Origin of the sequence: Rhodococcus sp. KBS0724 (genome assembly GCF_005938745.2) — a bacterium.
Classification (GTDB): domain Bacteria; phylum Actinomycetota; class Actinomycetes; order Mycobacteriales; family Mycobacteriaceae; genus Rhodococcus_F.
This window is the reverse complement of sequence record NZ_VCBX02000001.1, coordinates 1,586,159-1,610,692: the sequence shown is the minus strand read 5'-3', so window position 1 is coordinate 1,610,692 and position 24,534 is coordinate 1,586,159. Positions and strand designations below refer to the sequence as shown.

The 24,534-nt window shown below is 63.3% G+C and carries 22 protein-coding genes; 7 read left to right on the top strand and 15 right to left on the bottom strand.

The window, feature by feature from the left end; all coding sequences use genetic code 11:
• Nucleotides 1–4: 4 nt before the first annotated feature.
• The 6 genes from FFI94_RS07505 to FFI94_RS07480 all read right to left on the bottom strand — a co-directional run bounded on the left by FFI94_RS07505 (nucleotide 5) and on the right by FFI94_RS07480 (nucleotide 6,790).
• Nucleotides 5–1,240, bottom strand: a complete 1,236-nt coding sequence (locus FFI94_RS07505; protein WP_138872427.1) for a sorbosone dehydrogenase family protein — start codon at nucleotides 1,238–1,240, stop codon at nucleotides 5–7.
• Nucleotides 1,241–2,206 carry an L-histidine N(alpha)-methyltransferase gene (gene egtD, locus FFI94_RS07500; RefSeq protein WP_138872426.1) on the bottom strand — a complete coding sequence of 322 codons (966 nt, stop codon included), beginning with the start codon at nucleotides 2,204–2,206 and terminating at the stop codon, nucleotides 1,241–1,243.
• A complete protein-coding gene (egtC, locus tag FFI94_RS07495) occupies nucleotides 2,203–2,949 on the bottom strand; it encodes an ergothioneine biosynthesis protein EgtC (protein WP_138872425.1) in 747 nt (248 codons plus the stop codon). Before egtC ends, egtD begins: the two co-directional genes overlap by 4 nt.
• Nucleotide 2,950: 1 nt before the next feature.
• Nucleotides 2,951–4,258: an ergothioneine biosynthesis protein EgtB gene (gene egtB / locus FFI94_RS07490; protein ID WP_138872424.1), complete on the bottom strand. Its 1,308-nt coding sequence runs from the start codon at nucleotides 4,256–4,258 to the stop codon at nucleotides 2,951–2,953.
• Nucleotides 4,258–5,463, bottom strand: coding sequence for an ergothioneine biosynthesis glutamate--cysteine ligase EgtA (egtA, locus tag FFI94_RS07485; RefSeq protein ID WP_138872423.1), 1,206 nt, complete (start codon nucleotides 5,461–5,463; stop codon nucleotides 4,258–4,260). The genes egtB and egtA overlap by 1 nt, the downstream gene beginning before the upstream one ends.
• Nucleotides 5,464–5,557: 94 nt before the next feature.
• Nucleotides 5,558–6,790 (bottom strand): APC family permease, encoded by a 1,233-nt coding sequence (locus tag FFI94_RS07480; RefSeq protein WP_138872422.1) that lies wholly within the window; start codon nucleotides 6,788–6,790, stop codon nucleotides 5,558–5,560.
• Nucleotides 6,791–6,846: 56 nt separating this feature from the next.
• Here FFI94_RS07480 and FFI94_RS07475 point away from each other — a divergent pair, with 56 nt between their 5' ends.
• The 4 genes from FFI94_RS07475 to pth all read left to right on the top strand — a co-directional run bounded on the left by FFI94_RS07475 (nucleotide 6,847) and on the right by pth (nucleotide 11,128).
• Entirely contained in the window at nucleotides 6,847–8,028 is a 1,182-nt protein-coding gene (locus FFI94_RS07475) for an aminotransferase class V-fold PLP-dependent enzyme (protein ID WP_138872421.1), read from the top strand.
• Nucleotides 8,029–8,116: 88 nt separating this feature from the next.
• A complete protein-coding gene (locus FFI94_RS07470) occupies nucleotides 8,117–9,580 on the top strand; it encodes an FAD-dependent oxidoreductase (protein WP_138872420.1) in 1,464 nt (487 codons plus the stop codon).
• A 269-nt stretch (nucleotides 9,581–9,849) separates the two neighbouring features.
• Complete coding sequence (locus FFI94_RS07465) at nucleotides 9,850–10,446, top strand: 50S ribosomal protein L25/general stress protein Ctc (RefSeq protein WP_138872419.1); 597 nt, start codon at nucleotides 9,850–9,852, stop codon at nucleotides 10,444–10,446.
• 109 nt (nucleotides 10,447–10,555) lie between these two features.
• A complete protein-coding gene (pth, locus tag FFI94_RS07460; RefSeq protein ID WP_033234284.1) occupies nucleotides 10,556–11,128 on the top strand; it encodes an aminoacyl-tRNA hydrolase in 573 nt (190 codons plus the stop codon).
• Nucleotides 11,129–11,131: 3 nt separating this feature from the next.
• On the opposite strand, the gene FFI94_RS07455 is transcribed toward pth, so the two are convergent.
• Nucleotides 11,132–12,766 (bottom strand): fatty acyl-AMP ligase, encoded by a 1,635-nt coding sequence (locus FFI94_RS07455; RefSeq protein ID WP_138872418.1) that lies wholly within the window; start codon nucleotides 12,764–12,766, stop codon nucleotides 11,132–11,134.
• A 192-nt stretch (nucleotides 12,767–12,958) separates the two neighbouring features.
• Here FFI94_RS07455 and FFI94_RS07450 point away from each other — a divergent pair, with 192 nt between their 5' ends.
• From FFI94_RS07450 to FFI94_RS07440, 3 genes are all read left to right on the top strand, one after another.
• Entirely contained in the window at nucleotides 12,959–14,653 is a 1,695-nt protein-coding gene (locus FFI94_RS07450; protein WP_138872417.1) for a peptide chain release factor 3, read from the top strand.
• Nucleotides 14,653–15,303 carry a nicotinamide riboside transporter PnuC gene (gene pnuC / locus FFI94_RS07445; protein ID WP_138872416.1) on the top strand — a complete coding sequence of 217 codons (651 nt, stop codon included), beginning with the start codon at nucleotides 14,653–14,655 and terminating at the stop codon, nucleotides 15,301–15,303. Before FFI94_RS07450 ends, pnuC begins: the two co-directional genes overlap by 1 nt.
• 165 nt (nucleotides 15,304–15,468) lie before the next feature.
• A complete protein-coding gene (locus FFI94_RS07440; protein ID WP_138872415.1) occupies nucleotides 15,469–16,017 on the top strand; it encodes a hypothetical protein in 549 nt (182 codons plus the stop codon).
• Nucleotides 16,018–16,026: 9 nt separating this feature from the next.
• Here FFI94_RS07440 and FFI94_RS07435 read toward each other — a convergent pair whose 3' ends face one another.
• The 8 genes from FFI94_RS07435 to FFI94_RS07400 all read right to left on the bottom strand — a co-directional run bounded on the left by FFI94_RS07435 (nucleotide 16,027) and on the right by FFI94_RS07400 (nucleotide 24,527).
• Nucleotides 16,027–16,686: a pyridoxal 5'-phosphate synthase gene (locus tag FFI94_RS07435; RefSeq protein ID WP_138873651.1), complete on the bottom strand. Its 660-nt coding sequence runs from the start codon at nucleotides 16,684–16,686 to the stop codon at nucleotides 16,027–16,029.
• Nucleotides 16,683–17,186 carry a nuclear transport factor 2 family protein gene (locus FFI94_RS07430; RefSeq protein WP_138873650.1) on the bottom strand — a complete coding sequence of 168 codons (504 nt, stop codon included), beginning with the start codon at nucleotides 17,184–17,186 and terminating at the stop codon, nucleotides 16,683–16,685. Before FFI94_RS07430 ends, FFI94_RS07435 begins: the two co-directional genes overlap by 4 nt.
• Nucleotides 17,187–17,281: 95 nt before the next feature.
• Complete coding sequence (locus FFI94_RS07425) at nucleotides 17,282–17,923, bottom strand: TetR/AcrR family transcriptional regulator (protein ID WP_138872414.1); 642 nt, start codon at nucleotides 17,921–17,923, stop codon at nucleotides 17,282–17,284.
• Nucleotides 17,924–17,929: 6 nt separating this feature from the next.
• Nucleotides 17,930–19,684, bottom strand: coding sequence for an ABC transporter ATP-binding protein (locus tag FFI94_RS07420; RefSeq protein ID WP_138872413.1), 1,755 nt, complete (start codon nucleotides 19,682–19,684; stop codon nucleotides 17,930–17,932).
• Nucleotides 19,681–21,504, bottom strand: a complete 1,824-nt coding sequence (locus FFI94_RS07415) for an ABC transporter ATP-binding protein (RefSeq protein ID WP_138872412.1) — start codon at nucleotides 21,502–21,504, stop codon at nucleotides 19,681–19,683. Before FFI94_RS07415 ends, FFI94_RS07420 begins: the two co-directional genes overlap by 4 nt.
• Nucleotides 21,501–22,511 carry an ABC transporter substrate-binding protein gene (locus tag FFI94_RS07410; RefSeq protein WP_138872411.1) on the bottom strand — a complete coding sequence of 337 codons (1,011 nt, stop codon included), beginning with the start codon at nucleotides 22,509–22,511 and terminating at the stop codon, nucleotides 21,501–21,503. The genes FFI94_RS07415 and FFI94_RS07410 overlap by 4 nt, the downstream gene beginning before the upstream one ends.
• Before the next feature lie 154 nt (nucleotides 22,512–22,665).
• Nucleotides 22,666–23,694, bottom strand: a complete 1,029-nt coding sequence (locus FFI94_RS07405; RefSeq protein WP_138872410.1) for an ABC transporter substrate-binding protein — start codon at nucleotides 23,692–23,694, stop codon at nucleotides 22,666–22,668.
• Entirely contained in the window at nucleotides 23,691–24,527 is an 837-nt protein-coding gene (locus tag FFI94_RS07400; protein ID WP_138872409.1) for an ABC transporter ATP-binding protein, read from the bottom strand. Before FFI94_RS07400 ends, FFI94_RS07405 begins: the two co-directional genes overlap by 4 nt.
• Between the last annotated feature and the right edge of the window lie 7 nt (nucleotides 24,528–24,534).

Below are 24,534 nucleotides of genomic sequence, written 5' to 3'. Positions count from 1 at the left end.
TCGGCTACGGAGTCGGCGTCACGAGGAGCACGCTGTCGTTGTCGCCGTTGTCGGTGGTGACAAGAAGCGATCCGTTTGCCGTGGGAGTGACCGAACGCAGACGTCCGTACTGGTTTTCCAACCCGTACGCCTGGGCGTCGACGCTGCGGCCGTCGTCGCTCAGTCGCAGGAAGATCAGTTTCTTGCTCTTGAGTCCGCCGATGACAACGCTGCCGTCCCACTGACCCCATTGCCTGCCCGACGCAAATGCCGCGCTCGCGGTTGCCAGGGTCGAGTTACCCGAACTCCACACAGCTTCGATCGCGCCGGGCACGCGGGACGGATCGGTCATCGGCACCGACTCGTCGTATGTTCCCGGCGCCCGATCGGGTCGGTAGCCGTAGTTTCCGCCGGGGGTCAGGAGATTCAGCTCGTCGTCGACGCTGGTGCCCTGCTCCACCGAATACAATCTGCCGGTTCCGGGTTGAACGGCCAATCCCTGAACGTTCCGGTGGCCGAGTGTGTACACCGGACTCGACGGGTCGGGGTTGCCCGCCGCCGGCGTGCCGTCTGCGTTGACGTGCAAGACCTTGCCGCCCAGCGAGTTCGGATCCTGCGGAACACCGGGGTTTGCGCTGTCGCCCGTGCCGACGAACAGCGTTCCGTCTTCGGCGGCAAGAATCCGGCACCCACCGTGTCGCCCCGACGAGACCGGGAGGCCGGACAGCACGGTTCCGGTTCGCGTCAGTTCGGTCCATCCGGCGTCGACTGTCCACGAGATCACCCGGATGTCCGTCACTCCCCCAGCGCTGAATCCCTGGCAGGTGTACAGGGTGCGGGACTGAGCGAAGTCACGGGCAAGCGCGATTCCCATGAGACCGGTTTCGGACCGGGCATAGAGGTCCGAGAGATCTGCTGCGACGGGACCTGTTGTGTTGTCACTGCGGCGGACGACAAAACCTCTTGATCTCTGCCCGGTCAAGATCGTGCCGTCTGGTGCCGCCACGACATCCCAGGGATGGTCCAGGCCGTCGAGGACTGTGGTGACCGCGAGTTCAGGCAACGTGTCCTCGGTGGGGACTTCCGAGCTGCTGTCGGCAGATCCGAGACTCCCCGATGGAAGTGTCTGAGCCGAGCACTGTGTTATCGGGATGGCGAGAATCGCGATGGTCGCAACAGTGACGACGGTACGGCCGGATCTGAGTGCACCGAAGTTGGCGCTGGAGGCGGAAACCCGCGCCGCGAGTCGATTCGTGAACATCTAGGCTCGCTCCGCGCACAGCAGCGCGAACCGCTGGTCCGCGTCGGTCCACACTTTCTGTAACCGGAAACCCGCGGCCTCCAACTCGGCAGTGATCCCGTCGACGGTGAACTTCGCAGAAATTTCCGTGCGCATGTGCTCGCCGGCGGCGAAGGTGATCTCCAGATCCAAGTCCTCTATCCGCACCGAAAGATCGCGGAGGGCTTCCAACCGCATCTCGATCCATTGCTTCTCGGCATCCCAGAGCGCGACATGCCGGAAGGCTTCCAACGGGAAGTTCGCGCCGAGTTGCTTGTTCAGGACACTGAGCACGTTGAGGTTGAACTGCGCCGTGACTCCGGCGCTGTCGTCGTACGCGGGAACCAGCACGGCGGGATCGGTCACCAGCCCCACTCCCAGGATCAGGCTCTCACCGTGGCCGAGAACCTCGGCGATCCCGGTGAGGAACTCCGCGCGCTCGCCGGGAATCAGATTCCCCAACGTACCGCCCAAAAACGCGACCGCTCGCCTACCTCCGCTGGGAAGATGATGCAGCGAACCGGTGAAGTCGCTGACCACTCCGATGACGTCGATGTCCGCAAACTCCGCGCTGATCGCCTTGGCGGCGCCTTCCAAGGCAGTCACCGAAACATCTTGCGGTACATAGGTGTGCAGTGAATCAGACATCGCATCCAGCAGGAGGCGAGTCTTCTCCGAGGAACCTGAACCCAGCTCGATCAGCATCTTCGGTGTGGTCAACGATGCGATCTCCCCGGCACACTCGGCCAGCAAGGCGCGTTCCGTGCGAGTGGGGTAATACTCCGGTAGTTCGGTGATCTGCTCGAAGAGTTCACTGCCGCGGGCGTCGTAGAACCACACCGGCGCAAGCCACTTCGACCGGGCGGTCAACCCGGTGCGGGCGTCGGACCGTAACTGCTCGACAAGATCTTCCGGAGTCAGAAAGATTTCGAGAATCGGGGTGCTCATCGTTCTCCCATCGGAATCGGGGTGATGATCAAATGGCCGGGCCGGGCGCAGACGAGGTGTCTGTCCGGAACCTGTTCCCACGCGGGTGAATCGTCGAAAGGTTCGGACGCGATCAGTGCCTGCAACTCGTCGACGAGGACGTAGAGCGTATGGCCCCACGTGCTGGCCCAGAGTTCGTTGCCGTCACCGAGCAGGAAGTTCAGACGCGAACCGGTGGCCACTGCCTCGACGTCGTGAATGACGGTGGTCACCGCGGCTTCCACCGACATGTCCTGCAAGCGATGACGCAACAGGGCCCACAGCAGTGCCGAATCTGTCGGCGCCGACATGGTCAGCAGCGCGGCAGTCGGAACCTCCTGGGCAAGGGCGGCAACCGAACTCGGCCAACCGGTGAGGGCTCCGTTGTGACTGAACGCGTAGGTGTTGTCGGCAAAGGGAGCGCACGCGCCGACCTCGACGGCCATCCCCTCGGTCGCGGAACGCACTGCCGCCAGCACCGATCCGCTACGGATATGTGAAAGCGTTTCCTCCACAGTGGGATCCGACCAGATCGGGGTGCTACTTCGATACCGACCCAGCTGCCCGTCCGTCCACCAACTCGCACCGAAACCGTCGGCGTTGATGGTTCCACCCTTGCGCATCTCACGGGGAGCCCACGACTGCTTCACCAGCGAATGGGTTCCGGTCTGCAGGAGATCTCGGACGGAGCGCGGCGGCCCGAGATAGCCGAGATGTCGGCACATGTCAGACGTGTCCGGACAGTGTTCTGGCGCAGCGGAATCCGGAAAATATCTGCCGCCGGATCGGATGATCCCAGTTGCGGAAGGTGCCACGGCACGCAACGCTGTCGGTGCCGAACGAACCGCCGCGCAGCATCTTGTAGTCGCCGCCGAAGAACACCTCGGAGTACTCACGGTACGGAAACGCGTGAAAACCCGGATAGGGGTGGAAACCGGAAGACGTCCACTCCCACACATCCCCGATCAACTGCTCCACTCCGTACGCCGACGCGCCATCGGGATATGCCCCCGCGTCAGCCGGCGACAGATAGCGCTGGCCGAGATTGGCGCGAGTCTCGTCCGGTGGGGTATCGCCCCAGGGGAACCGTCTGGACCGCCCGGATTCGGGATCCCACCGCGCAGCCTTCTCCCATTCCGCTTCGGTGGGAAGTCTCTTGCCGACCCAGGTTGCATAGGCTTCGGCTTCGAAGTAGCTGACGTGCACTACCGGACGCCGAACCGCTACCGGCTTGTCGGTACCGAAAGACTGCTGCCACCATGTTGATCCGTCGCGTTCCCAGAACAGCGGCGCAGTGAGATGGGCGTCGATGCGATGGCGCCATCCGGCCCGCGACCACAGTTCCGGCCGGGAATACCCACCGTCGTCGATGAACTCGATGAACTCGCCGTTGGTAACCGGGAACCGGTCGATAGCGTAAGGGCCGAGATACACCTGATGAGCGGTTCGCTCGTTGTCGAGGGCCCACGGTTCGTCATCGGTACCCATCACAAACGGTCCGGCGGGAATGACCACTTCGTCATGAATGGGTGTACGCCGCGCAGCGGGGGCGGGCGTCGCTACGAGTGCCGCAGGGCCGGAACGTAATTGGTGTGTTGCGAGCATGCTCTCCGCATGTTGCTGTTCATGCTGAGCGATCATGCCGAACGCAAACCCGCTGCGTTCGAGCGGCTTTCCGTCGAAGTTGCTGTCAGCCAAGACGTCCCACACCTTGCCGCGAACCGTACGTATGTATTGACGCGATTCGGCCGGGTCCAGCAGCGGAAGCTCAGGGCGCGTCGGCCGCGAATGTTTGAACGCGTCGTACATGTCGTCGATGTCGCGCCGTACCGGTTCGCGCCCACCCACGTCGCGCACCAGCCACAGTTCCTCCTGGTTGCCGATATGGGCAAGATCCCACACCAGCGGACTCATGAGGGGTGAGTGCTGAGCGATCAACTCGGTGTCGTCGACACAATCCGTGAGCAGCAGCGAACGCGCTCGTGCCCGCTCCAGCACGGTCTCGACCGCCTCCTTGGTGACCTCCGTCGACATCAGCTTCCCTCGACCGGTGACAGGCCCCGACAACACCGCTCGGCCGCACGATCGAGGAGACGAACGAACTCGGGATCAGGCGCATACGACGCCGCGAGCGACATCAGAGATGTTGCTGCCGAACGCAGTTCGACATCCACCAGTCCGTATTCCGCGGCATCGCGCCAGCGGCCCGCCGTCGACGCCGCGGCATCACCGGCTTCCTGCATCACCGCGGGCCCGGACAGCAGCGCGTCGATCGCAGCGATCGGGACGCGCCACAGATCGCCGGGTTGAGCGTCGATGTACCTCACCTCCAGATGTCCGGCCGCACGAACCGGCGGAAACATCGTGGACAGGTGGTAGTCCAGATCCTCGGACGTGGGCGCACGACCAATGTCGGCTTCGAGTGCCCCGTCGATCCAGTCGCCAAACGTGGCGCCCCGCGGCGCAGTCCAGTCGTCGGTACCGTTCCGGACACACATCAGCGGGACGTTCAAGGCCCACTGCGCATAATCGGCGGCGTCGACAACGTGCATTGTGCGCCTGGCGTCGAGTTCGAGCCACGTCCGCATACGTTGCGACGCCCACTCCCCTCGCGGAATCCCTTCCAGCTGTGGCGAACACGCAAATGCGGCGATCAGAGCCGGCCCGATGTCACCGAGGAGTCGCCACCGCCGCGCGATGGCTTCTCGGCTGCCACCCGCATCGACGCTCACCTGCACGGCGGCGGTGTTGCACATCATGAGGGCGCCGTACGGCCCGATCGAGGAAAATTGATGTTCCATGGCGCAGTATCGGGGCAATCGCAGCAAGCGCTGTGGTTGGCGCTGCTGATCTGCCGACCCGTCGTACATCTCGACGGACTGATCGCGCAGAAGCCCACTTAACACGCGGTGATCTTCGCTCAGGTAATCGCATACTTCACGCGCTGACGTGCGCGGCGCCGAGGAGAGTTCGATCTGACCGCCCGGTTCGACGGTCACCAGACTGCCGCCGGGAAGTGGAGCGCCGGGCGAGCGAGGGTCGATGCTGGTGGGCGTGTGTTTTCCCAGCGCGCGGGCCAGCGCCTCGAGTGACGGGCGGCCACCACCGGCGTCCCTGGTCAGCCATTCGACCTCGGTCCCGACCAGTCGCGGCGGGCCCTGCTTGAAGCACACCCCGCCGATATATGCCTCGGCGGCGGGACGCGAGTCCAGCGTAGTGTCCAGTACTGCGGTTGCCATTCGACTTCCCCTTTGGGTATGTCTAGCGGTACGCGTGCTCTAGCGGTTGTACCGACGATAGAGCCCACACACACCAATTGCACCCTTTGCCGTGTTACGTGTCGCCAAATTTTTTCAGTCGTATCCACCGATACCCACAACCCAGAAGAACAACACCTGTCCCCACTGCGACGGCGGATATCGGCAGCGTGAACGCCAGAACCGCGCATCCGAGCGCTCCGACAACCTGCAGCAGTCGCGGGAACATCCGATCCGCGCGTCCTTGGGTATAAGCGCTGACATTTGCCACGAGGTAGTACAACAACACCCCGAACGACGAAAACCCGATGACCCCACGAAGATCGACCGTCAAGACGAGCGCGATCACTATCGCGCCGACGGCCAGTTCCGCGTGATGCGGCACCGCAAATTGCGGGTGAATCGCCGCGAAAGTCCGTGGCAGATCTCGTTCGCGAGCCATCGCCATCGCGGTTCGGCTCACGCCGGCGATCAGCGCCAACAGTGCACCGGCGGATGCGGCGGCGGCGCCGACCACCACGATCGGTTCGGCCCACCCCCACCCGGTGAGAGCGACCGCATCCGCGAGCGGACGCGTCGACTGAGCAAGTCTCTCCTGCCCCAGGGTCACCAGAAGAACCATCGCCACCAGTGCATAGACGACAACCGCGACGCCCAGCGCTATCAGGATCGCGCGTGGAATCGTGCGTCGAGGATCCCGGACTTCCTCCCCTAGCGTCGCGATGCGGGCGTACCCGGCAAAGGCAAAGAACAGCAGTCCCGCGGACTGCAGAACCCCGTACCAGGAACCGACACCGAACTCGGGCATGACGCGATGCGCGCCTGGTCCCCACAGCGAAACACACAAGCCCACGCCGATCGCCGTCACGGACATCGCGACGATCACTCGCGCCATCTGCGCCGTCCGGGTGACACCGCGGTAGTTCACCGCGACCAGCACCACCACCAGCGCTACCGCGACGATCTTCCGATACGGTTCGGGTACAACGTAAGTCGCGAAGGTCAACGCCATCGCCCCGCAACTGGCGGTTTTCCCGATCACAAACGACCACCCCGCGACAAACCCCCACCACGGTCCGAGTTGCTCACGTCCGTAGACGTACGTCCCGCCGGAGGTCGGATACCGCGCGGCGAGTTGCGCCGACGACGTCGCGTTGCAGTACGCCACACCTGCCGCGATTACCAGACCGAACATCAATCCGGTGCCCGCTACCGCCGCTGCCGGTGCGAACACCACGAACACTCCGGCACCGATCATCGCGGCAAGGCCGATCACAACGGCGTCGAATGTCCCCAGGGTGCGGTTCATCGGTATAGCTTCGTTCACAGAGCCTTTGAACCACACCGAAGTGAACGGATGGTGCCATGTTCGACCTCACCTCGATCCGCCGCGACACCCCTGGGTGCCTCGACAAGGTGTTCCTCGACAGCGCCGGATCCTCCCTACCGCCGGAACCTGTGTTGACGGCGATGATCGAGCATCTGCGCCTGGAAGCTGACGTCGGCGGCTACGTCGCCGCTGACCGCCGCAGCGATGCCCTGGCTGCGGTTCCACATTCACTGGCCCGGGTGATCGGCGCCCAGCCCTCGGATATCGCGTTGACGGACAGCGCAACCCGCGCCTGGAACGACTTTTTCGGCGCAGTGCCCTTGAACCCCGGAGATCGCGTACTGATCTGCGGTGTCGAATACGCCAGCAACGCCATTGCCGCACTGGGCCGGGCGCGATCAACCGGCGCGAAGGTCGAGGTGATCCCGAGCGATCACGACGGCCGGATCGACCTCGATGCACTCGAAGCGATGCTCGACGACCGCGTCCGCGTCATCTCGGTTGTTCACGCACCTACAAACAGCGGCCTGGTCAACCCGGTCCGTGAGGTTGTCGAACTGGCCGCGCGCCACGGCGCGCTGGTTCTCCTCGACGCGTGCCAATCGGTGGGCCAATTACCCATCGACGTGGCCGCCCTGGGCGTCGACGCCTTGAGCGCCACGGGACGCAAGTGGCTTCGGGGTCCACGGGGAACCGGCTTCCTGTACGTGCGTCCCGGACTGGCGACCGCGCTCGAACCGGCCGCGATGGACTTGCACGGAGCGGACTGGACCCACGCCGACGCTTACGTGCCCGCGCCGGATGCCACCCGGTTCGAATTGTGGGAAACCAGCGTCGCGGCTCGCCTCGGGCTCGGGGCGGCGGCGGACTATCTCTTGGCGCTGGGAACGGAAACCGTTGCCCAGCAGATCGAATCGAGGGCGCACTATCTCCGAACCGGGCTGGACGCGATGTCCGGTGTCGCCGTCCACGATCGCGGACCCACCCTCAGCGGCATCGTCTCGTTCACCCTGGACGCGGTTCCGGCCGCCGAAGTTCGCAGTCGACTTGCGGCGCAGAGCATCACCGTCACGGTGAGCAGCCGCGGATCGACGCTCCTCGACATGACCGCCCGCGGTCTCGACGCCGTGGTCAGAGCGTCTCCGCACTGTTTTGTCGACGAGAAAGACTTGGATATCTTTCTCGGCGCTGTGCGGGAGTTAAGCGTCTCCCGATGACCGGGATCACGTCAGGCAGGAGTCGAACGGAGCTGCAAATCTTGACTCTCACCCTGATCAGTTCGTTTTTTGCGAGAGGACGCCGCCCATGGCCGACGCCACTATTTCCCCGATTTCCGTTTCCGATATCACCACCTGGGACTTCGAAGCCGACGTTGTTGTCGCCGGCTACGGAATCGCCGGAGTCACCGCGGCCATCGAAGCTGCCCGCGCGGGCGCCGACGTGCTCGTACTCGAGCGAACCGGCGGTTGGGGCGGTGCCGCGTCATTGGCCGGCGGCTTCATCTACCTGGGCGGCGGCACTCCGTTGCAGAAGGCATGCGGATTCGACGACACCGTCGACAACATGAAGACGTTCATGAAAGCCGCACTCGGCCCCGGAACCGACGACGCGAAAATCGACGCGTATTGCGAGGGCAGCGTCGACCACTACAACTGGCTCGTCGACGCCGGTGTCCCCTTCAAGGAATCGTTCTGGGGTCAGCCGGGCTGGGAACCGCCCTTCGACGACGGCCTCATGTATTCCGGCGGTGAGAACGCCGCGCCGTTCAACACGCTGGTCGATCCCGCGCCCCGTGGACACGTTCCGCAGATGTCCGAGAAGAAGACAGGCGAGCAGGGCGGCGGCTACATGCTGATGAAGCCGCTGGTCGAAACTGCCGAAAAGCTGGGCGTCCGAGCAGAATACGACTTGCGCGTCCAGACGCTGGTGGTCGACGGTCCCAGGGTGGTCGGTGTCGTCGCCAAGCGTTACGGCAAGGACGTCGCGATCCGCGCCCGCAAGGGTGTCGTACTGGCGATGGGCAGCTTTGCGTACAACAACGAGATGGTGCGTTCCAACGCACCGCGCATCTTCGGCCATCCGGCTGCTTCCATCGAGGCGCACGACGGGCGCGCGATCCAGATCGGCCAAGCACTCGGCGCCGACACCGCGCACATGGACGCCACCGAGGTCGCGTTCTTCTGCGACCCGCAATTGATGGTGCGCGGCATTCTGGTCAACGGTCGCGGCCAGCGATACATCCCCGAGGACACCTACCCGGGCCGCATCGGCCAGGCAACACTCTTCCAGCAGGACAATCAGGCCTTCCTCGTGATCGACGAGGCTGCATACGAGGAAGGTATGACTGCCGAATCGTCCAGTGCGCAGTTACGTGCGCAGCCGACCTGGGTAGCGGAAACCGTCGAGGAACTCGAAGCCGAGATGGGGCTTCCCGTCGGCGCGCTGCAATCCACCGTCGATCTCTACAACCGTCACGCCGAGTCGAACTCCGACCCTGTGCTGGGCAAGAAGCCCGAGTGGGTCAAGCCGATCGTCGGCCCGTTCGCGGCAATCGACCTGCGCGGCCGCACCGGTGGCTTCACGCTCGGCGGGTTGAAGACGACTGTCGATTCCGAGGTTCTGCACGTGTCCGGTGAGCCGATCCCCGGACTGTTCGCAGCGGGTCGCTGCACGTCGGGTGTCTGCGCGGGCGGCTACGCCAGCGGAACCAGCCTCGGCGACGGCAGCTTCTTCGGCCGTCGCGCCGGAATCAGCGCCGCCCGCTCCTGATACGGCAGTGACGTACCGGAACTCGTGCGGCGATTCGCTCCGACGCGTGAGTTCCGGTACTGTGGGGACGTTGTCTCGGCGAGGGTGAATCGCAGCTGTTCCACTAACTGCAGGTTTTCCGTGATCGACGCGGCTACGGCTCAGCTCGAGCGTTTCGCTCCTGGCCGTGTGCGCGCCTGTCCACTTTCCGAAGGCAGAATCTGTCGCCGACAGAACCACACGTCAGTAAACCGAGCACGAACCCCGTGAGTTGTAGGAGCCGTTTCATCATGTCTGAAGAGAACAACCTCGTCGCTGTCGTCCGCACCGAATTCGGCAAGGGCGCAGCTCGCCGCGCACGCCGCGACGGCCTCGTCCCCACGGTTCTGTACGGCCACGGTGAAGACCCGAAGCACCTCAACGTCGTCGCTCGCGACTTCGCTTCCATCCTCCGCGCACACGGCACCAACGCTGTGCTGACCCTCGACATCGACGGCACGGAGCAGGTTGCACTGACCAAGTCGGTCGTCGTGCACCCCATCCGCAACTACATCGAGCACGCTGACCTCCTGGTCATCAAGAAGGGCGAGAAGGTCACGATCGACGTTCCCGTCGTCGTCACCGGTGACGCAGCTGCCGGCACCATGGTCGCGCAGGATGCCTCCACCATCTCGCTCGAAGCTGACGCTCTGCACATCCCCGAGCAGATCGAGGTTTCGGTCGAAGGCCTCGAAGCCGGCACCCAGATCCTCGCAAGCCAGCTCGAGCTCCCCAAGGGCTCAACCCTGCAGGCAGATGCAGACGTGCTGATCGTCAACATCACCGCAGCAGCCACCGAAGCTTCCGAAGAAGCAGCAGCAGCAGCGGCAGCAACCGAAGAGGCCTGATCCTCGCGTTCTCCTCGAGAACTCAGCTTGTGAGCGGCGCGTCATTCCGAGTTTCGGAGTGACGCGCCGTTTGCGCGTCCACTCCCCCGGTCGGTAAAGGAGATTTCCGATGAGCACAGATACAGCCCTGGTGATCGGACTCGGTAACCCCGGCCCCCAGTACGAGAAGACCCGACACAACATCGGGTTCATGGTGGCCGGCACCCTCGCGGGCCGGATGGGCGGAAAGTTCAACGCGCACAAGAAGAGTGGGGCCGAGATCGTCGAAGGCCGCTTGGCGGGCCGACGCGTGATCCTCGGCAAGCCGCGCTCGTACATGAATCTCTCCGGTGGCGCCGTTGCCGGCCTGGCACGGTTCTTCTCGGTTGATCCGTCGAACATCATCGTCGTTCACGACGAGCTGGATCTCGACTTCGGAACCATCCGCCTCAAGCTGGGCGGCGGCGAGGGTGGCCACAACGGTTTGCGCTCCATCTCGAGTTCGCTGTCCACCAAGGACTACCTGCGCACCCGCGTCGGCATCGGTCGTCCACCCGGCCGGATGGACCCGGCCGATTACGTGCTCAAGCCGTTCTCCGCCGCCGAACGCAAAGAACTCGATCTGGTTTGCGAAGAGGCCGCGGACGCGGTGGAGCTACTCCTCGAACTGGGACTCGAAGCAGCGCAGAATCGCCTGCACTGACGGTTACTTGCCGATCAGCGCCGCAGAGTTGGACCGTCGCAGTTTTCCCGACGACGTCTTCGGGATACTGCCAGGCCCCAAAACAGCAACGGCGCGTGGCCGCAGACCCACTTCGGTAAACACGGCGCGGATCACGTCGTGCTCGATGCGGGAAACTTCGTCCGGATCCTCGAACGCGTTGGTCTCGACGGCAACGGCAAAACTCTCGCGCTTCTGTCCGGCGTCGAGTCGCACCGCCACCGCATTTCCCGGTCGCACCCCGGCAACTGTCGCCGCTGCCCGCTCGATGTCGGTGGGATACACGTTGCGACCGCCCATGATGATGACGTCCTTGACCCGGCCGCAGACCACGACGAGACCCTCTTCGGTGAGGTAGCCGACGTCTCCGGTGTTGAACCAGCCGTCGACGCCAGGCGCGGATCGGTGACCTTCGGTGGTGATGTACCCGTGCGTGACGGCCTTGCCTCGGACCTCGATGATCCCGACTCCCCGCGCCGGCAGCACCAGCCCATCGCTGTCGACGACGCGGCCCTCCAAGTCCGGAACAAGTCGCCCCAGAGTCGCAAGAGCCCGCGCATTCGGACGGTTCGAAGGGACTGCCCGCGACATCGCATCCAGGAAATCGGGATCCACGTAGTCGACGATCGCACCTTGACCCGGATCTGGGATGGACACGGCCAGAGTGGTCTCGGCCATTCCGTACGCAGGTGCGAGCGCCGTCGGATTCAATCCGAACCGTGCCCCGGCCCGGGCGAGGGCGTCCAAGGTGTCTGGGTCGACAGGTTCGGCGCCGTTCCACATGTACCGGACAGTGGAGAGGTCCACAGCGCCGTCCTCCGCCTGAGCCAGGCGTCGCGCAAGAAGCGAGTACGCGAAATTCGGTGCTGCCGTGACCGTTCCACCGTACTTTCCCATCAGCTCCGCCCACAGGATCGGACTGCGGAGAAAGTCCAACGGCGTGATGCTGACCACCTCGGCCCCCAATTGCATGGGAACACTGAGGAATCCGACCATGCCCATGTCATGGAAGAGCGGGAGCCAACTCACCATGACGTCCTCGTCGATCGAGAACTTGATGCGATTGACCATCGCGTACGCGTTGACGTAGAAGTTCTCGTGCGTGATCTGCACGGCTTTCGGCGACCCGGTGGACCCTGACGTCAACTGCTGCAGAGCGATATCCGATTCCGCGGTGTCGACCGGATCGATCGCCCGCCCGGCCCGCAGTTCGTCGATCGTCAACACCGTGATGCCACTCGCTTCCAGAAGTGGTTTTGCCGCATCGAACGGGCTCCCGACAATGACGGCCCGCGCGGCGATCATGTCGATCACCTTCTGAGTGTCCTGCGCCCACACCGCCAGATCGGTTCGCGGTGTCGGCTGATGCAACATCGTCACGGAAGCGCCGCGCATCCAACTCGCCTGGCAGGCCGGCGCGATGTCGACCGGTTGACCGGCCAGGATTCCGACGGCGACTCCGTGCTCGATCCCCGAGTCGGCCAACGCACCCGCCATCGCTCGCGCTTGCCGATGAATGTCGCCCCACGTCTGTCGTAGCGGGCGATCCGGTTCGCCCGTCACTATGCCGTGATCGCCGATAGCGGCACTCTTGTACATCTCGTCGGTGAATTTGCTCAATGCAGCTCCTCAGAACGCTTGAATACAGTCGCCGAACCCACCATGTGATCCCACGCACACCTATCTGGATAATCAGACAAAGTTCGCCGAGTGTTACCGCCAATTCGTGGGCGAGTATCCTTTCTCTGTTGTGCGTCCGCACCCGTGCTTTTTCGCGCTACGCCCACTGCTCCCACTGCGAGAGGCTCTTCGTTGACTACCCCGTCCGACTCGACTGTCCCCACCGACTCGACTGTCCAGTCCGACACCGGTGACACATCCGCTCCGGTCAGCGCGAAGGGCCTCGCCGCCGAAGCTGCACGTCGTCGCACCTTTGCCGTCATCTCGCACCCCGATGCCGGTAAGTCGACGCTCACCGAAGCGCTGGCTCTGCACGCGAAGAAGATCTCCGAAGCCGGCGCAGTTCACGGCAAGGCCGGACGCAAGTCCACGGTCTCGGACTGGATGGAAATGGAGAAGGCCCGCGGCATCTCCGTCAGTTCCACCGCGCTGCAGTTCAACTACCACTCGTCCGAGACGCCCGACGATCAGATCAACGTCATCAATCTCGTCGACACCCCCGGTCACTCCGACTTCTCCGAGGACACGTACCGCGTCCTGACTGCCGTCGACGCGGCCGTCATGCTCATCGACGCCGCCAAGGGCCTCGAACCGCAGACGCTCAAGCTCTTCCAGGTGTGTCGTCACCGCGGCATCCCGGTCATCACGGTCATCAACAAGTGGGACCGTCCCGGCCAGACCCCGCTCGAATTGTTGGACGAGATCAGTGAGCGCATCGGCCTCACACCTACTCCCCTGTACTGGCCTGTCGGAATCGCCGGCGACTTCCGCGGCCTGCTGCGACGCGGCGAGGACGGAGCAGCTCGCGAGTACGTCCGGTTCACCCGCACAGCCGGCGGCGCAAAAATCGCCCCCGAAGAGGTCATGGACGCCGACGCCGCACTCGCCAAGGAAGGCTCCGAGTGGGAGACCGCAGCCGAGGAGAGTGAACTGCTCTCGGCTACCGGCCAGGACCACGATCAGGAAATGTTCCTGGCCGGGCAGACATCCCCGGTGATCTTCGCGTCCGCGATGCTCAACTTCGGTGTCCGTCAGATCCTCGACACCCTCGTCGAGTTGGCGCCGCCGCCGCGTGCCCGCGACGACATCAACGGCAAGCCGCGCGAAGTCACCGATCCGTTCAGCGCGGTGGTCTTCAAGGTGCAGGCCGGTATGGACACCGCGCACCGTGACCGTCTGGCATTCATGCGCATCGTGTCCGGCGTGTTCGAACGCGGCATGGTCGTCACCCACGCGCAGACCGGCAAGCCGTTCACGACCAAGTACGCGCAGACGGTGTTCGGCCGCGAGCGTTCCACCGTCGAATCCGCGTTCCCCGGTGACGTCGTCGGCCTGGTCAACGCCACCGCACTTGCACCCGGCCACACCCTGTACACCGAGAAGAAGATCGAGTTCCCGCCGATCCCGTCCTTCGCTCCGGAACACTTCTCGATCCTGCGCGCCGAGAGCGCCGGAAAGTACAAGCAGTTCCGCCGTGCCGTCGACCAACTCGATTCCGAAGGCGTCGTGCAGATTCTCCGCAACGACATTCGCGGCGACGCGTCCCCCGTCATGGCGGCCGTCGGCCCGATGCAGTTCGAGGTCGTCGCGGCTCGGATGAAGGCGGAATTCAACGTCGAAGCCAAGATGGAGCCGCTCGGCTACGCACTGGCACGACGTACCGACGCCGCATCCGAGGTCGAACTGAACCGTCAGCGCGGCGTCGAGGTCTTCACCCGCTCGGACGGCGTCCTGCTGGCTCTGGTCAGTGACAAGTGGCGCCTGCAGTACATCCAGAAGGAACTCCCTGATCTGACGCTCGAACCACTCGTCGCTGCTGCGGACTGATGAGCCTGATCGAGGCGCTGTTCGACGCCGAACTACACATCGGCAGCGCCACGATCTTGTGGCGGGAGATCATCGGGAATACCTTCGGCATCGGCTCGGCAATAGCCGGAGCCCGGCGATCCGTGTGGGCCTGGCCTGTCGGTATCGCCGGAAATGCCTTGTTGTTCACCGTGTTCATGGGTGCGCTGTTCCATACACCGCAAGAGCTCAACCTGTACGGCCAGGCCGGCCGTCAATTGCTGTTCATCACCGTCAGCATTTACGGGTGGATGCAGTGGCGGCGCGGTGCGCAGAGTTCCGGTGACGCAGTATTGCCACATTGGGCGAGCACGCGGGAACGTCTGGCGATGATCGCCGTCATGGCAAGTGGCACAGTAATTTTCGCATGGGTCTTCACGGTCCTCGGCTCGTACGGCGCGTGGGCAGAAGCCTGGATCTTCACCGGTTCGATCCTCGCCACATACGGCATGGCCCGTGGCTGGACCGAGTTCTGGCTCATCTGGATCGGCGTCGACGCAGTGGGTGTGCCATTGCTCTTCCGCGCCGGCTACTACCCGTCGGCGATCCTCTATCTCGTCTACGCCTTCTTTGTCGTGTGGGGGTTCCTCGCGTGGCTGAAGATTCAACGGCGCACTGCCGTACACGCGTAGCGATCACCGCCGAAGCCGTGTGAGGCAAAACCGACTCCTGGTATGTTTGCCGAAACTGTGCAAACCTATGGTCTGTTTACGGGCGTGGTCTATTAACGGGCGAGGTCTGTTTACGGGCCCGGTTTGTATGCGGGTATTGGGAGCACACAGCATCAGGAGCGCACGATGGAAGACAAGACTTCGCATGGAGCAAGCAGTCCCACCGGGTCGACTAACGGGTCGACAAACGGGGCCACCAACGGTTCCTCCCATGGATCGAACGGTGGACTCACCAACGGCTCCGGCAGTTCCACGGCTACAGCCGACCCTGCGTCAAGCAAGCCGACCGACGCCTTCAGCTTTGCCCTTCCCACCCACAGCACCGCAGCACACAGCAGCGGAGAGGACCCGTCCATGCCTGCCGCAACACCAACGCCGTCCCGTGAATCGTCGCGCAACCTCGAAACTCGCAGCCGTACCGTTGTCCGACGCGACGCCATGGGTGTAGCCGCGGTTCGTGTCGCCGGACGACTCACCCACACCGAACTTCTTGCCAACCAGGCGTCCCCGTCCAGCGCGCATTCGTCGGATCCGACGGTTGATCTGGACGAACTACTGACCATGCTCGGCAGCTACCTGCTCTCGTCGGGGTTCGAGCATCCCGAGATTCACGCAAAACTCGGCGGGCAGTCCATCGTCGTCAACCTCGTGTCGCCGGAGATCAGCGCGACGTAGCTCGAACTGTCACGGCCACAGGACCTCACGGAGGTAATCGCCGTCACCGGTGCGGCGATACTGCCAGCGCTGGTGCCGACGGCCTTGGTCCGCTTGCCAGAACTCGACCGTCTCGGGAACCAGGCACCACGCACGCCAGTTCTCGGCTACGAAGCCGGGATCATTCTCGATGGCCGCCGCCGCTTCTTCGACAAGTCGGTTGTACTCTTCCGGGTCGGTCAGGACCTGACTTGTCCGGCTCGCTGCCGCCACGGCCCTCGCCGTGACGGAGCGCTCGACGAAGTCGCGATCCCTGACCGGCCCGGTATCCGCTTTCACGGCTCCCCTGATCCGGATCTGACGCCCCTGCTCGCGCCAGTAGAACGCCAACGCCGCCTGCGGATTCGCCTGCAGCTCAATCCCCTTCATGGAATCCGAGCTACCGGAGAACCAAAACCCGGCGTCCGTCACATCTTTGAGAATCAAATACCGGGTATCGGGGACACCGCTCCCGTCGACGGTGGCGAGCGCGCACACGTGCGGTTCACGAACTCCGGCGGCGACGGCTTCGCGCAGCCAGCTGACGAACAGGTCGTTCGGACGGTCGGGAAACGTCGACGGGGCCGGTGGCGGTGTCCCGGTCAGAGCGGGTAATCCCCGAATCCAGGACCGGATATTTTCGCCCGTCACCCGGCGGACACAGCCGGAATCGAGTTCCCGTAGGAGTTCGGTTGCAACATGGCCCACTTGTTCGACGTCAGCCGAAAGCTCGGCATGTCCGACAGCGACATCACCGACTCCCAGGTCCGCTCGTAACTCGTATGCGAGATTCTCCACTTACCGTCACTGCACAGGGCGTACCTGTCGTGATAGAAAGCCGAACCCCGCATCAGCATGCCGTCCTCTGGCACCACGACGGTATCGGCGAGGCACCACACCCCGGTGGCAGTGTCACCGTCGACGTCGATCTCCGGTTGACCACACTGGTGCTCGGTGATGACATGGGCGCCGAGAGTGTTCTCGAGGAAGGACACAAAAGAATCACGGGAGTCGAAACTGAGTTGCTCGCCGTAGATTGCGGTGGCGTCAACGGTCAGCGTGTCTGCGAATTCGACCCAGGATTTAGTATCCAACGAACGCGCATATCGGTACTTGAGCCGTTGAATGTGCACAATCGCTTCGAGATCCATGATCCTCGCCTCTCGTGGAGCAACCACCCGAATCAATCTGAACCATAACCCGCAACGGAATGAATCGGGCATTACCTTCTAAGTTAGTAGATAACTCACCGGACCACACGCCTTTCGAGGCCGTCGAGCATGATCGTGATCTTGTCGTCGAGCCAACCCCGCCCGTGCCACGTCGATTCGTCGCCGAGCCCCTCCGTCAACGCCTCGGATGCATTCCAACTGTCCTGGTACGCCTGCCGCGCGGAACGGGAATCGGCAGTGCTGACCGTGTTGTCGAGCGCCGCCATCATCGCGAACTGCGTCATCGTGACCTCGGACACGAAATCGACGGCAAGCAGTGCATCGCGCGCAGGAAATCCTTGTGCCATCAGCGACCCGGCCAGTTTCTCGACAACTTCCACTATCGCGGGCGGCGTTCCCGGAACGGTGAGACCTACCTGAGCCAGACCGGGGTAGCGCTCGAACGAGAGCCACAACACGTCGCAGAACTCACGGAGAAACTCCCGCCATGGTTTATCGGTGTCCGGCCACACCATCAGGCGCACAACATGATCCGCGCACGCTCGTAGCAAGGCTTCGCGGTCGGCAAAATATCGGTACAGCGCAGAGTGACTGACACCCAAGCGTTTTGCCACACCGGGCATCGTCAAGGTGCTCAGATCTCCGGCCAGGGCAGCCTCGACGATGTCCTCCGTCGACAGAGTCGGAGGCCGCCCCGTCTTCTTTCCAGTCCGCATAACCTCTCAGCCTGCCACCAACCTCCATCCCGCCGCGCGGTGGCGTTGATCCCAGAAATCCGCATACTTGCCGCCGGCCGCGAGCAACACGTCGTGAGTACCCACTTCGACGATTGATCCATCGTCCCCGAGTACAACGATCTGATCAGCCGCCACCACCGTCGACAGTTTGTGCGCGATCACAAGCAGGGTGGCGCCGGTCGCCAACTCGGTCATCGCCGCCTGCACGTGCGCTTCGTTCTCCGGATCGAGCGCAGCAGTGGCCTCGTCGAGCAACACGATCGGGGCTCGTTTGAGCAATGCCCGCGCGATGGACACCCGCTGACGTTCACCGCTGGACAGCGCGCTTCCCCCCTCACCGACGCGGGTGTCCCACCCTCCGGGGAGTCGCAGGGCGATTTCGGCGACACCGGCGATGCGAGCGACCTCGAACACCTCGTCATCCGTGGCGTCGGGGCGACCCAAGCGAATATTGGCCATCAACGTGTCGTCGAAGAGATACACGTCCTGGAACACGAGCGAGAGTTGCGCCATGAGGTCGGCGGTCGTGAGGTCACGTACGTCCACTCCGCCGACACGCACCACCCCGGAATCCACGTCGTAGAAGCGAGCTGTCAAACGGGTGATCGTGGTTTTTCCCGATCCGGACGGACCGACCAGTGCGGTCATCGACCGGGCGGGCACGTCGAACGAGATATCCCGCAGCACCTTTCTGCTCGAGCCGTCACTGCTGCTCGTGTCGTAACCGAAGCCGACGCCGTCGAATTGCACGGCGATCTCCCCCGTCGCACGGGCACTGGTTTCGGGTTCGGCCAACGGTTCCACTTCGAGAATCTCAGACATCCGGCGAATTTCGTTGCGGGCCATCCGAATGGCACCACCGAATTCCCCGATCTCGCCGAGAGGCTGAATGAAACGGGCCGTGAGCCCGAGCAGTGCGATCAAGGTGACCGGATCGATATCACCGCCCAACGCGAGGAAGGCGCCCACCGCGATCACCGCGGAAAACACAAACTGGAGTGCAACGCCGTTGACTACCGATCCGATCACCACGAACCACAACTGCGACCGTCCGGCGATGCGTTGAGCTTCGATCGCGTCGTCGAGCGGGCCGTACACACCGTGGGTCCGGCCGAACGCCCGCAGGACCGGTTGGCAGCGAGCGTATTCCAGCACCCGATTGTTCGATTCGACGGCAGCGTCGTGAGCCTGACCGTCGGCGCGCGCCGTCATGATCGAAGCAAACCGAGCAGCGGCAAACAGAACCGGAACACCGATCACCAGAGCCAGTCCGAGTCGCCAGTCGAAAAACAGCATGCACACGACGATGGTTGCGGGCCCGGCGATTCCGGAGATGATCGGTGTCATCAGGTGCGCAGCGGCACCCATCACCGAGATGGTGCCCTTGCTGGCAACCTGCGAGACCTGGCCTAGCCGCCCAGCACCGAACCATCCGAGAGGCAAGGTCACCAGATGATCCCCCAGGCGCAGATGCATAGTGCGCAGCAGGGTCAGCGCGGACTCGAAACCCTTCATTGCCTGGAGATAATGCGCAATCGAACTGACAAGAGCACAGGCCGCCATAGCCGTCAGCCAACCGGCGACACCGGCCCAGTCCTGATCGAACAGTGCCCGCACCGTGGGCACCAACAGGGCGACAGCCAACCCCTGCAGTACGCCGTACAGCACCGCCCACACCAGGAACTCGCGGTAGCGATTCTGGTTCTCGGGACCGAGAATTCGGAACAGGTCGCGAATCATGAGTTGCCCTTTCGGGACACCGCGTCGTCGACGCGTTGATGGGAAGACCACATCCGGGCGTATGTCGACCCGTTCGCGACAAGCGCATCGTGTGACCCCGTCTCCACGATGCGCCCACCATCGAGGACGACGATCTGATCTGCGCTGACAATGGACGCCAATCGGTGAGCGATAACCAGCACCGTACGGCCGAGCGTCAACCGCGACAGCGCTTCCTGGATATCAGCCTCGGATTCCGGATCCGCGAATGCCGTTGCCTCGTCGAGTACGAGAACCGGCGTGTCCGCGAGAATCGCGCGGGCAATCGACACTCGTTGTGCCTCCCCGCCCGAGAACCTGGCGTCGACGCCGACCACGGACTCGTAGCCTCGTGGGAGCGCTTCGATGCATCGGTCGATCCGAGCTGCGGATGCCGCTGCCTTCACCTCCGCCAGACTCGCATCCGGGCGCGCCAACCGAATGTTGTCCACCACACTCGCTTCGAGTAGTTGAACGTCCTGCAGAACAAATCCGACGTGCCGATACAACTCGTCGGTTGCGATGTCTCGAACGTCGACACCGCCGATGGACACACTGCCGGCGCGCACGTCGTGGAACCGAGGAACCAATGTCGCCAACGTCGACTTACCCGAACCCGACGGCCCGACCAACGCCGTGACCGACCCAGCCGGGAGCGTCAGGTTGATCTCGGACAGAACGTCGAAACCGCCGTCGTACGCAAACGACACTTCCGCGAACCGAACGTCGTTGCCCGCCGGACTTTTCGGATTCTCCGATTCCGGCAGCGCATCCGTCGCGAAGAGTTCGGCGAGCCGCGCCGCTGCGGCCGAGGCCTCACGCCTGGCCTGCATCCCGAATCCGATGGTGGTGACGGAAATCGGAATGACCATCGCCACCAGTGAACTCGTCAGAACATCGATCGGGGACACCACTCCGGAGTGGACCAACCAGGACCCGAAACCGAGGTTGACCACCAAGACGACGGGAGCACTCAGAGCAATGGTGGCCAGCGCCTCGGTGCGAAGCATCGGCCGGACCCATCCCTCGTAGGACACGGCAAAACCCTTGGCAGCATCGCGGTATCGGGAATGTGCCCGCCTGTCCTGACCGAACGTCTTGACCACGGCAATGCCGGTGACAAACTCGACGATGGTGTTGCTGATCTCGGCAATGCCCTCGTTCATCTCACTCATCTTGACTGCCATGCCCCGCGTCATGATCGCGTAAGCGATCACGTAAATCGGAAGAGTGGCGATCGCGAGCAGTCCCAGACGCCAGTCGATCGAGATCACATAGCCGAGTCCGACCAACGGAACTGCGACGGCTCCGGTGGTCTCGACGGCGCTGTGGGCCACGAGGTAGTGAAGATCCGCGATGTCGTTCTGCGCCGCCTTCCGCACGGTTCCCGACGAATGGGAGGTGAACCAGCCCAGCGGAAGTCGACCGAGAGTGGCAGCAATGCGCCGACGCAAGATCGCCTGCAGATGGACATCGGCGAAATGCGTCACCACCAGTGCGCCGCCGCCGAAGAATGTTCTCAGCCCCAATCCGATGACAACAACACTCACGATGGTCCAGACGCGAGACGAATCGATGTCACCACCGACTATCAGGATCTTCCCCAACTCGGCGATGGCCACGTACGGCACGATCGCAGCCACCGCCGCGACTACCTGCATCACCATGGCGAGGGTGGTTCGCGTCCGAACCGGTTGCAGGAGTTCACGAAGCGCAGCCTTGTGAACCGACGCCTCTGCCTTGGCGCGTACCCCGGCGTCTACAGGCTCTTGCGCGATTGCAGTCTCCGCTACGACGGTCATGCCGAGAACGCCTTCCACCGCGCCACGGCGTCGGAGTCCGCGGCGATCTCGGCCTGCAGATCGGTGCCTGCGAGGCTGCGGTCGGCAAGTGCATGCAGGTCTTCGAGAATCCAGTACACCGCGAATGGGTAACTGCCGAACCAGAGTTCACCGCTCACGTCGGCGGTTCGCCCTGCGGTCACCGCCGGAATCTCGCTGAACAACGGATTTGCGTGTACCAAGGCACCGTCGTAGATGTTTCCCGACGTGACCACCATGGCGTCGGCAACGTGCGCGCCGACGTTCTCTGCTGACACCGACGACGTGGCAACACCGGTATTGGGACCGACCTTCGCGTCGAGTTCGGCCTGCGGGCGCCCGAATCCGGCTTCCTCGATGATCGACGACATCGGCGACGACGGGATGACGGTGTAGATGCCGCCGGAGAATCCGACCAGGACCGACAACGTCTGAGGCTGCGCTGCTACTTCGCCCGAGACCTCACCGAACTTGGCCTCGAGGCGGGCAACAACCGCATCGGCTTCCGTCTGTTTCCCGAGCGCATCGGCCGTCGTGGCGATCACCTCGCGCCACGGCGCCGCGTAGGCCAGAACCGTGGTCGGCGCAATCTCGTTGGCCTGCGGGACAATCGACGTCAGGGAACCGACGTCACTGAGCAAAATCCTGTCCGGACCGACCGCCGCGATTTGTTCGATGTCCGGCGATTGGAAGAATGTCGGCTTGTCGATGACCTCGATTCCCTCACTCTGCAGGATCTCCTTGGCCGCTTGCGACTGCAGCGTCGCAAAAACGGTGTCGGGCTTGACCCCGAGTGTCAGAGCATTGAGGGCGGCAAACTCGTCCAAAGCCAGTAACTTCTGGGGTGCCGCTGCCTCCGACGTCACTTCAGCTTCAGTGCTCGTTTCGGCTTCAGTGCTCTTCGCGTCGGAACAGCCGACAAGAATCGTCGCCGCTGCCACCAGTGCAGCAGCGCGCACGCCCCACCGGCGTGCCGAATACCGTGTCATCTGCATCTCCCACCTTAGTTACAGCCTGTCTCTATTAGGGCAGCCTACAATAACTAGTTGGATGGTGGTGGGGTTTCCACACGTGCGAACAGTCGTGGCCGCCCACCACCCGCATTCGGGGGCGAGCGGCCACGTGCCGCGAGTCGAGCCGGGGTCAGAAGCGCCTGGCAGCATCCGCCAGAACGTCGAGGAAGATCGCCGATGTGAGTGCAAATCCCTGGTTGTACCGCGCGTCCGTCGTGATCACGTTGCCCGCCTGCACAACCGGCAGCCGCTGCCAGGTCGGCTGCGTCTTGATGACGTCCAGCGCTTCCTGATTTCTGGCCTGCGCGATGATCATGTCGGCCGGCGCCAGAACGTCGAGGTGCTCGAACGACACCTCAAATGAGTTCTCGGCATTGTCGTCGTCACGGAACAGAACATCGAGCCCGGCGTCCAACGCCACGCTGATCCTCAGATTACGCTGGTGCACAACAAAACCCGTCGGCGTCTGGACACCGAAGACCAGCTTCTTCCCACCGAGCTTGTCCTGCAGCAACGGACGCAACTCGGCGAGCTTGCGCTCGTAGTCGGCGATGGATGCCTCGGCGACGGCAACACGATCGAGTTGACGTGCCTGCGCCAGTAACGCGCCCCGCCAGTCAACCGGGTGCCCCGCACTCTGCTCGATATCATCTCCCACTACCAACAGCGGTGCGATGGACGCCAACCGCTCGTTGCCGTACCAATCACTGGTGTATCCGATCAACGTCATCACGATCAGATCGGGATCGAGGCCGAGAACAGCCTCGAAGTTGGTCGAGAAATCACCGGCAACGTTGACGAAGCTCGCATCCTCGATAGCCCGTCCGGGAAACTGAAACCCCGCCTTTTCCTCGGGGAACCAGAAATTGCCCGAACCCACGATCGGGTAGTCCATCATCATCGCGAACTCGAGGTCCACCCGTCCGTCGAGAACCACCACACGCTTGGGGTTGCGCGGAACGTCGCCGCTGAACTCCGCCCATGTGTACGCCACGGTGTCGCCGGCCGAATCGGATTCCGCATCGGAGGTTCCGCAGGCGCTCAGTGCCAATACCGCTGCCATACCCGCTGCGCCACCGAAGAATTGACGTCGCGAAATACGATCGACAATGTGCGCCCACTCGAAATCGGTGACCTGCGTATCCAGGACGAGTGTCATACCTGTGCTCCTTCGATGCGTCGTTGCCGCTCCCGTCCCAGCGGGATGACCAGCGGCGTATGGGAAACCGGGTCGTCGATGATGCGGCATGCCATGCCGAACACCTCCTGCACCAGTTCTTCCGTGATGATCTCGGCCGGTGGGCCTTCTGCCACAACCGCGCCGTCCTTCATGGCGATGATGTGAGTTCCGTAGCGGCACGCGTGATTCAGATCGTGCAGCACCGCCACCAAGGTGTGCCCGTCGTTCTCGTTGAGATCGCGGCACAGTTCCAGCAGTTCGATCTGATGCGCTATATCGAGGAAGGTAGTCGGCTCGTCGAGCAGCACCAGCGGCGTCTGCTGCGCGAGCACCATGGCAACCCACACTCGTTGACGCTGCCCACCTGACAATTCGTCGACGAGACGGGCGGACAAGTCCGTGACCTTCGTGGCTTCCATCGCAGTGACGACTGCGGCCTCATCCTCACGCGACCACTGGCGAATCAGTTTCTGATGCGGATACCGGCCTCGCGCAACAAGATCGGCGACCTTGATGCCGTCGGGCGCGATCGACGTCTGCGGCAGTAACCCGAGTCTGCGAGCAACTTCCTTGGCCGGATACGACGTGATCGCCTTACCGTCCAGCAGAACTGTGCCGGTGCTCGGCTTGAGCAAGCGAGACAACGCCCGCAGGAGCGTCGATTTGCCGCAGGCATTCGGCCCGACGATGACGGTGAAGCCGCCGTCGGGGATGTCGACGTTGAGGTTCTGCGAGATGATGCGCTTGTCGTACCCGATCGTGACGTCCTCGGCGCGCAACCGATTTGTCTTCTGCCCGCTGGTTTCGTTCACGCTCTTC

Coding starts and splice junctions, on each gene's coding strand:
- FFI94_RS07505 (WP_138872427.1), bottom strand. CDS start 1,240: ATGTTCACGAATCGACTCGCGGCGCGGGTTTCCGCCTCCAGCGCCAAC.
- egtD (WP_138872426.1), bottom strand. CDS start 2,206: ATGAGCACCCCGATTCTCGAAATCTTTCTGACTCCGGAAGATCTTGTC.
- egtC (WP_138872425.1), bottom strand. CDS start 2,949: ATGTGCCGACATCTCGGCTATCTCGGGCCGCCGCGCTCCGTCCGAGAT.
- egtB (WP_138872424.1), bottom strand. CDS start 4,258: ATGTCGACGGAGGTCACCAAGGAGGCGGTCGAGACCGTGCTGGAGCGG.
- egtA (WP_138872423.1), bottom strand. CDS start 5,463: ATGGCAACCGCAGTACTGGACACTACGCTGGACTCGCGTCCCGCCGCC.
- FFI94_RS07480 (WP_138872422.1), bottom strand. CDS start 6,790: ATGAACCGCACCCTGGGGACATTCGACGCCGTTGTGATCGGCCTTGCC.
- FFI94_RS07475 (WP_138872421.1), top strand. CDS start 6,847: ATGTTCGACCTCACCTCGATCCGCCGCGACACCCCTGGGTGCCTCGAC.
- FFI94_RS07470 (WP_138872420.1), top strand. CDS start 8,117: ATGGCCGACGCCACTATTTCCCCGATTTCCGTTTCCGATATCACCACC.
- FFI94_RS07465 (WP_138872419.1), top strand. CDS start 9,850: ATGTCTGAAGAGAACAACCTCGTCGCTGTCGTCCGCACCGAATTCGGC.
- pth (WP_033234284.1), top strand. CDS start 10,556: ATGAGCACAGATACAGCCCTGGTGATCGGACTCGGTAACCCCGGCCCC.
- pnuC (WP_138872416.1), top strand. CDS start 14,653: ATGAGCCTGATCGAGGCGCTGTTCGACGCCGAACTACACATCGGCAGC.
- FFI94_RS07440 (WP_138872415.1), top strand. CDS start 15,469: ATGGAAGACAAGACTTCGCATGGAGCAAGCAGTCCCACCGGGTCGACT.
- FFI94_RS07430 (WP_138873650.1), bottom strand. CDS start 17,186: ATGGATCTCGAAGCGATTGTGCACATTCAACGGCTCAAGTACCGATAT.
- FFI94_RS07425 (WP_138872414.1), bottom strand. CDS start 17,923: ATGCGGACTGGAAAGAAGACGGGGCGGCCTCCGACTCTGTCGACGGAG.
- FFI94_RS07420 (WP_138872413.1), bottom strand. CDS start 19,684: ATGATTCGCGACCTGTTCCGAATTCTCGGTCCCGAGAACCAGAATCGC.
- FFI94_RS07415 (WP_138872412.1), bottom strand. CDS start 21,504: ATGACCGTCGTAGCGGAGACTGCAATCGCGCAAGAGCCTGTAGACGCC.
- FFI94_RS07410 (WP_138872411.1), bottom strand. CDS start 22,511: ATGACACGGTATTCGGCACGCCGGTGGGGCGTGCGCGCTGCTGCACTG.
- FFI94_RS07405 (WP_138872410.1), bottom strand. CDS start 23,694: ATGACACTCGTCCTGGATACGCAGGTCACCGATTTCGAGTGGGCGCAC.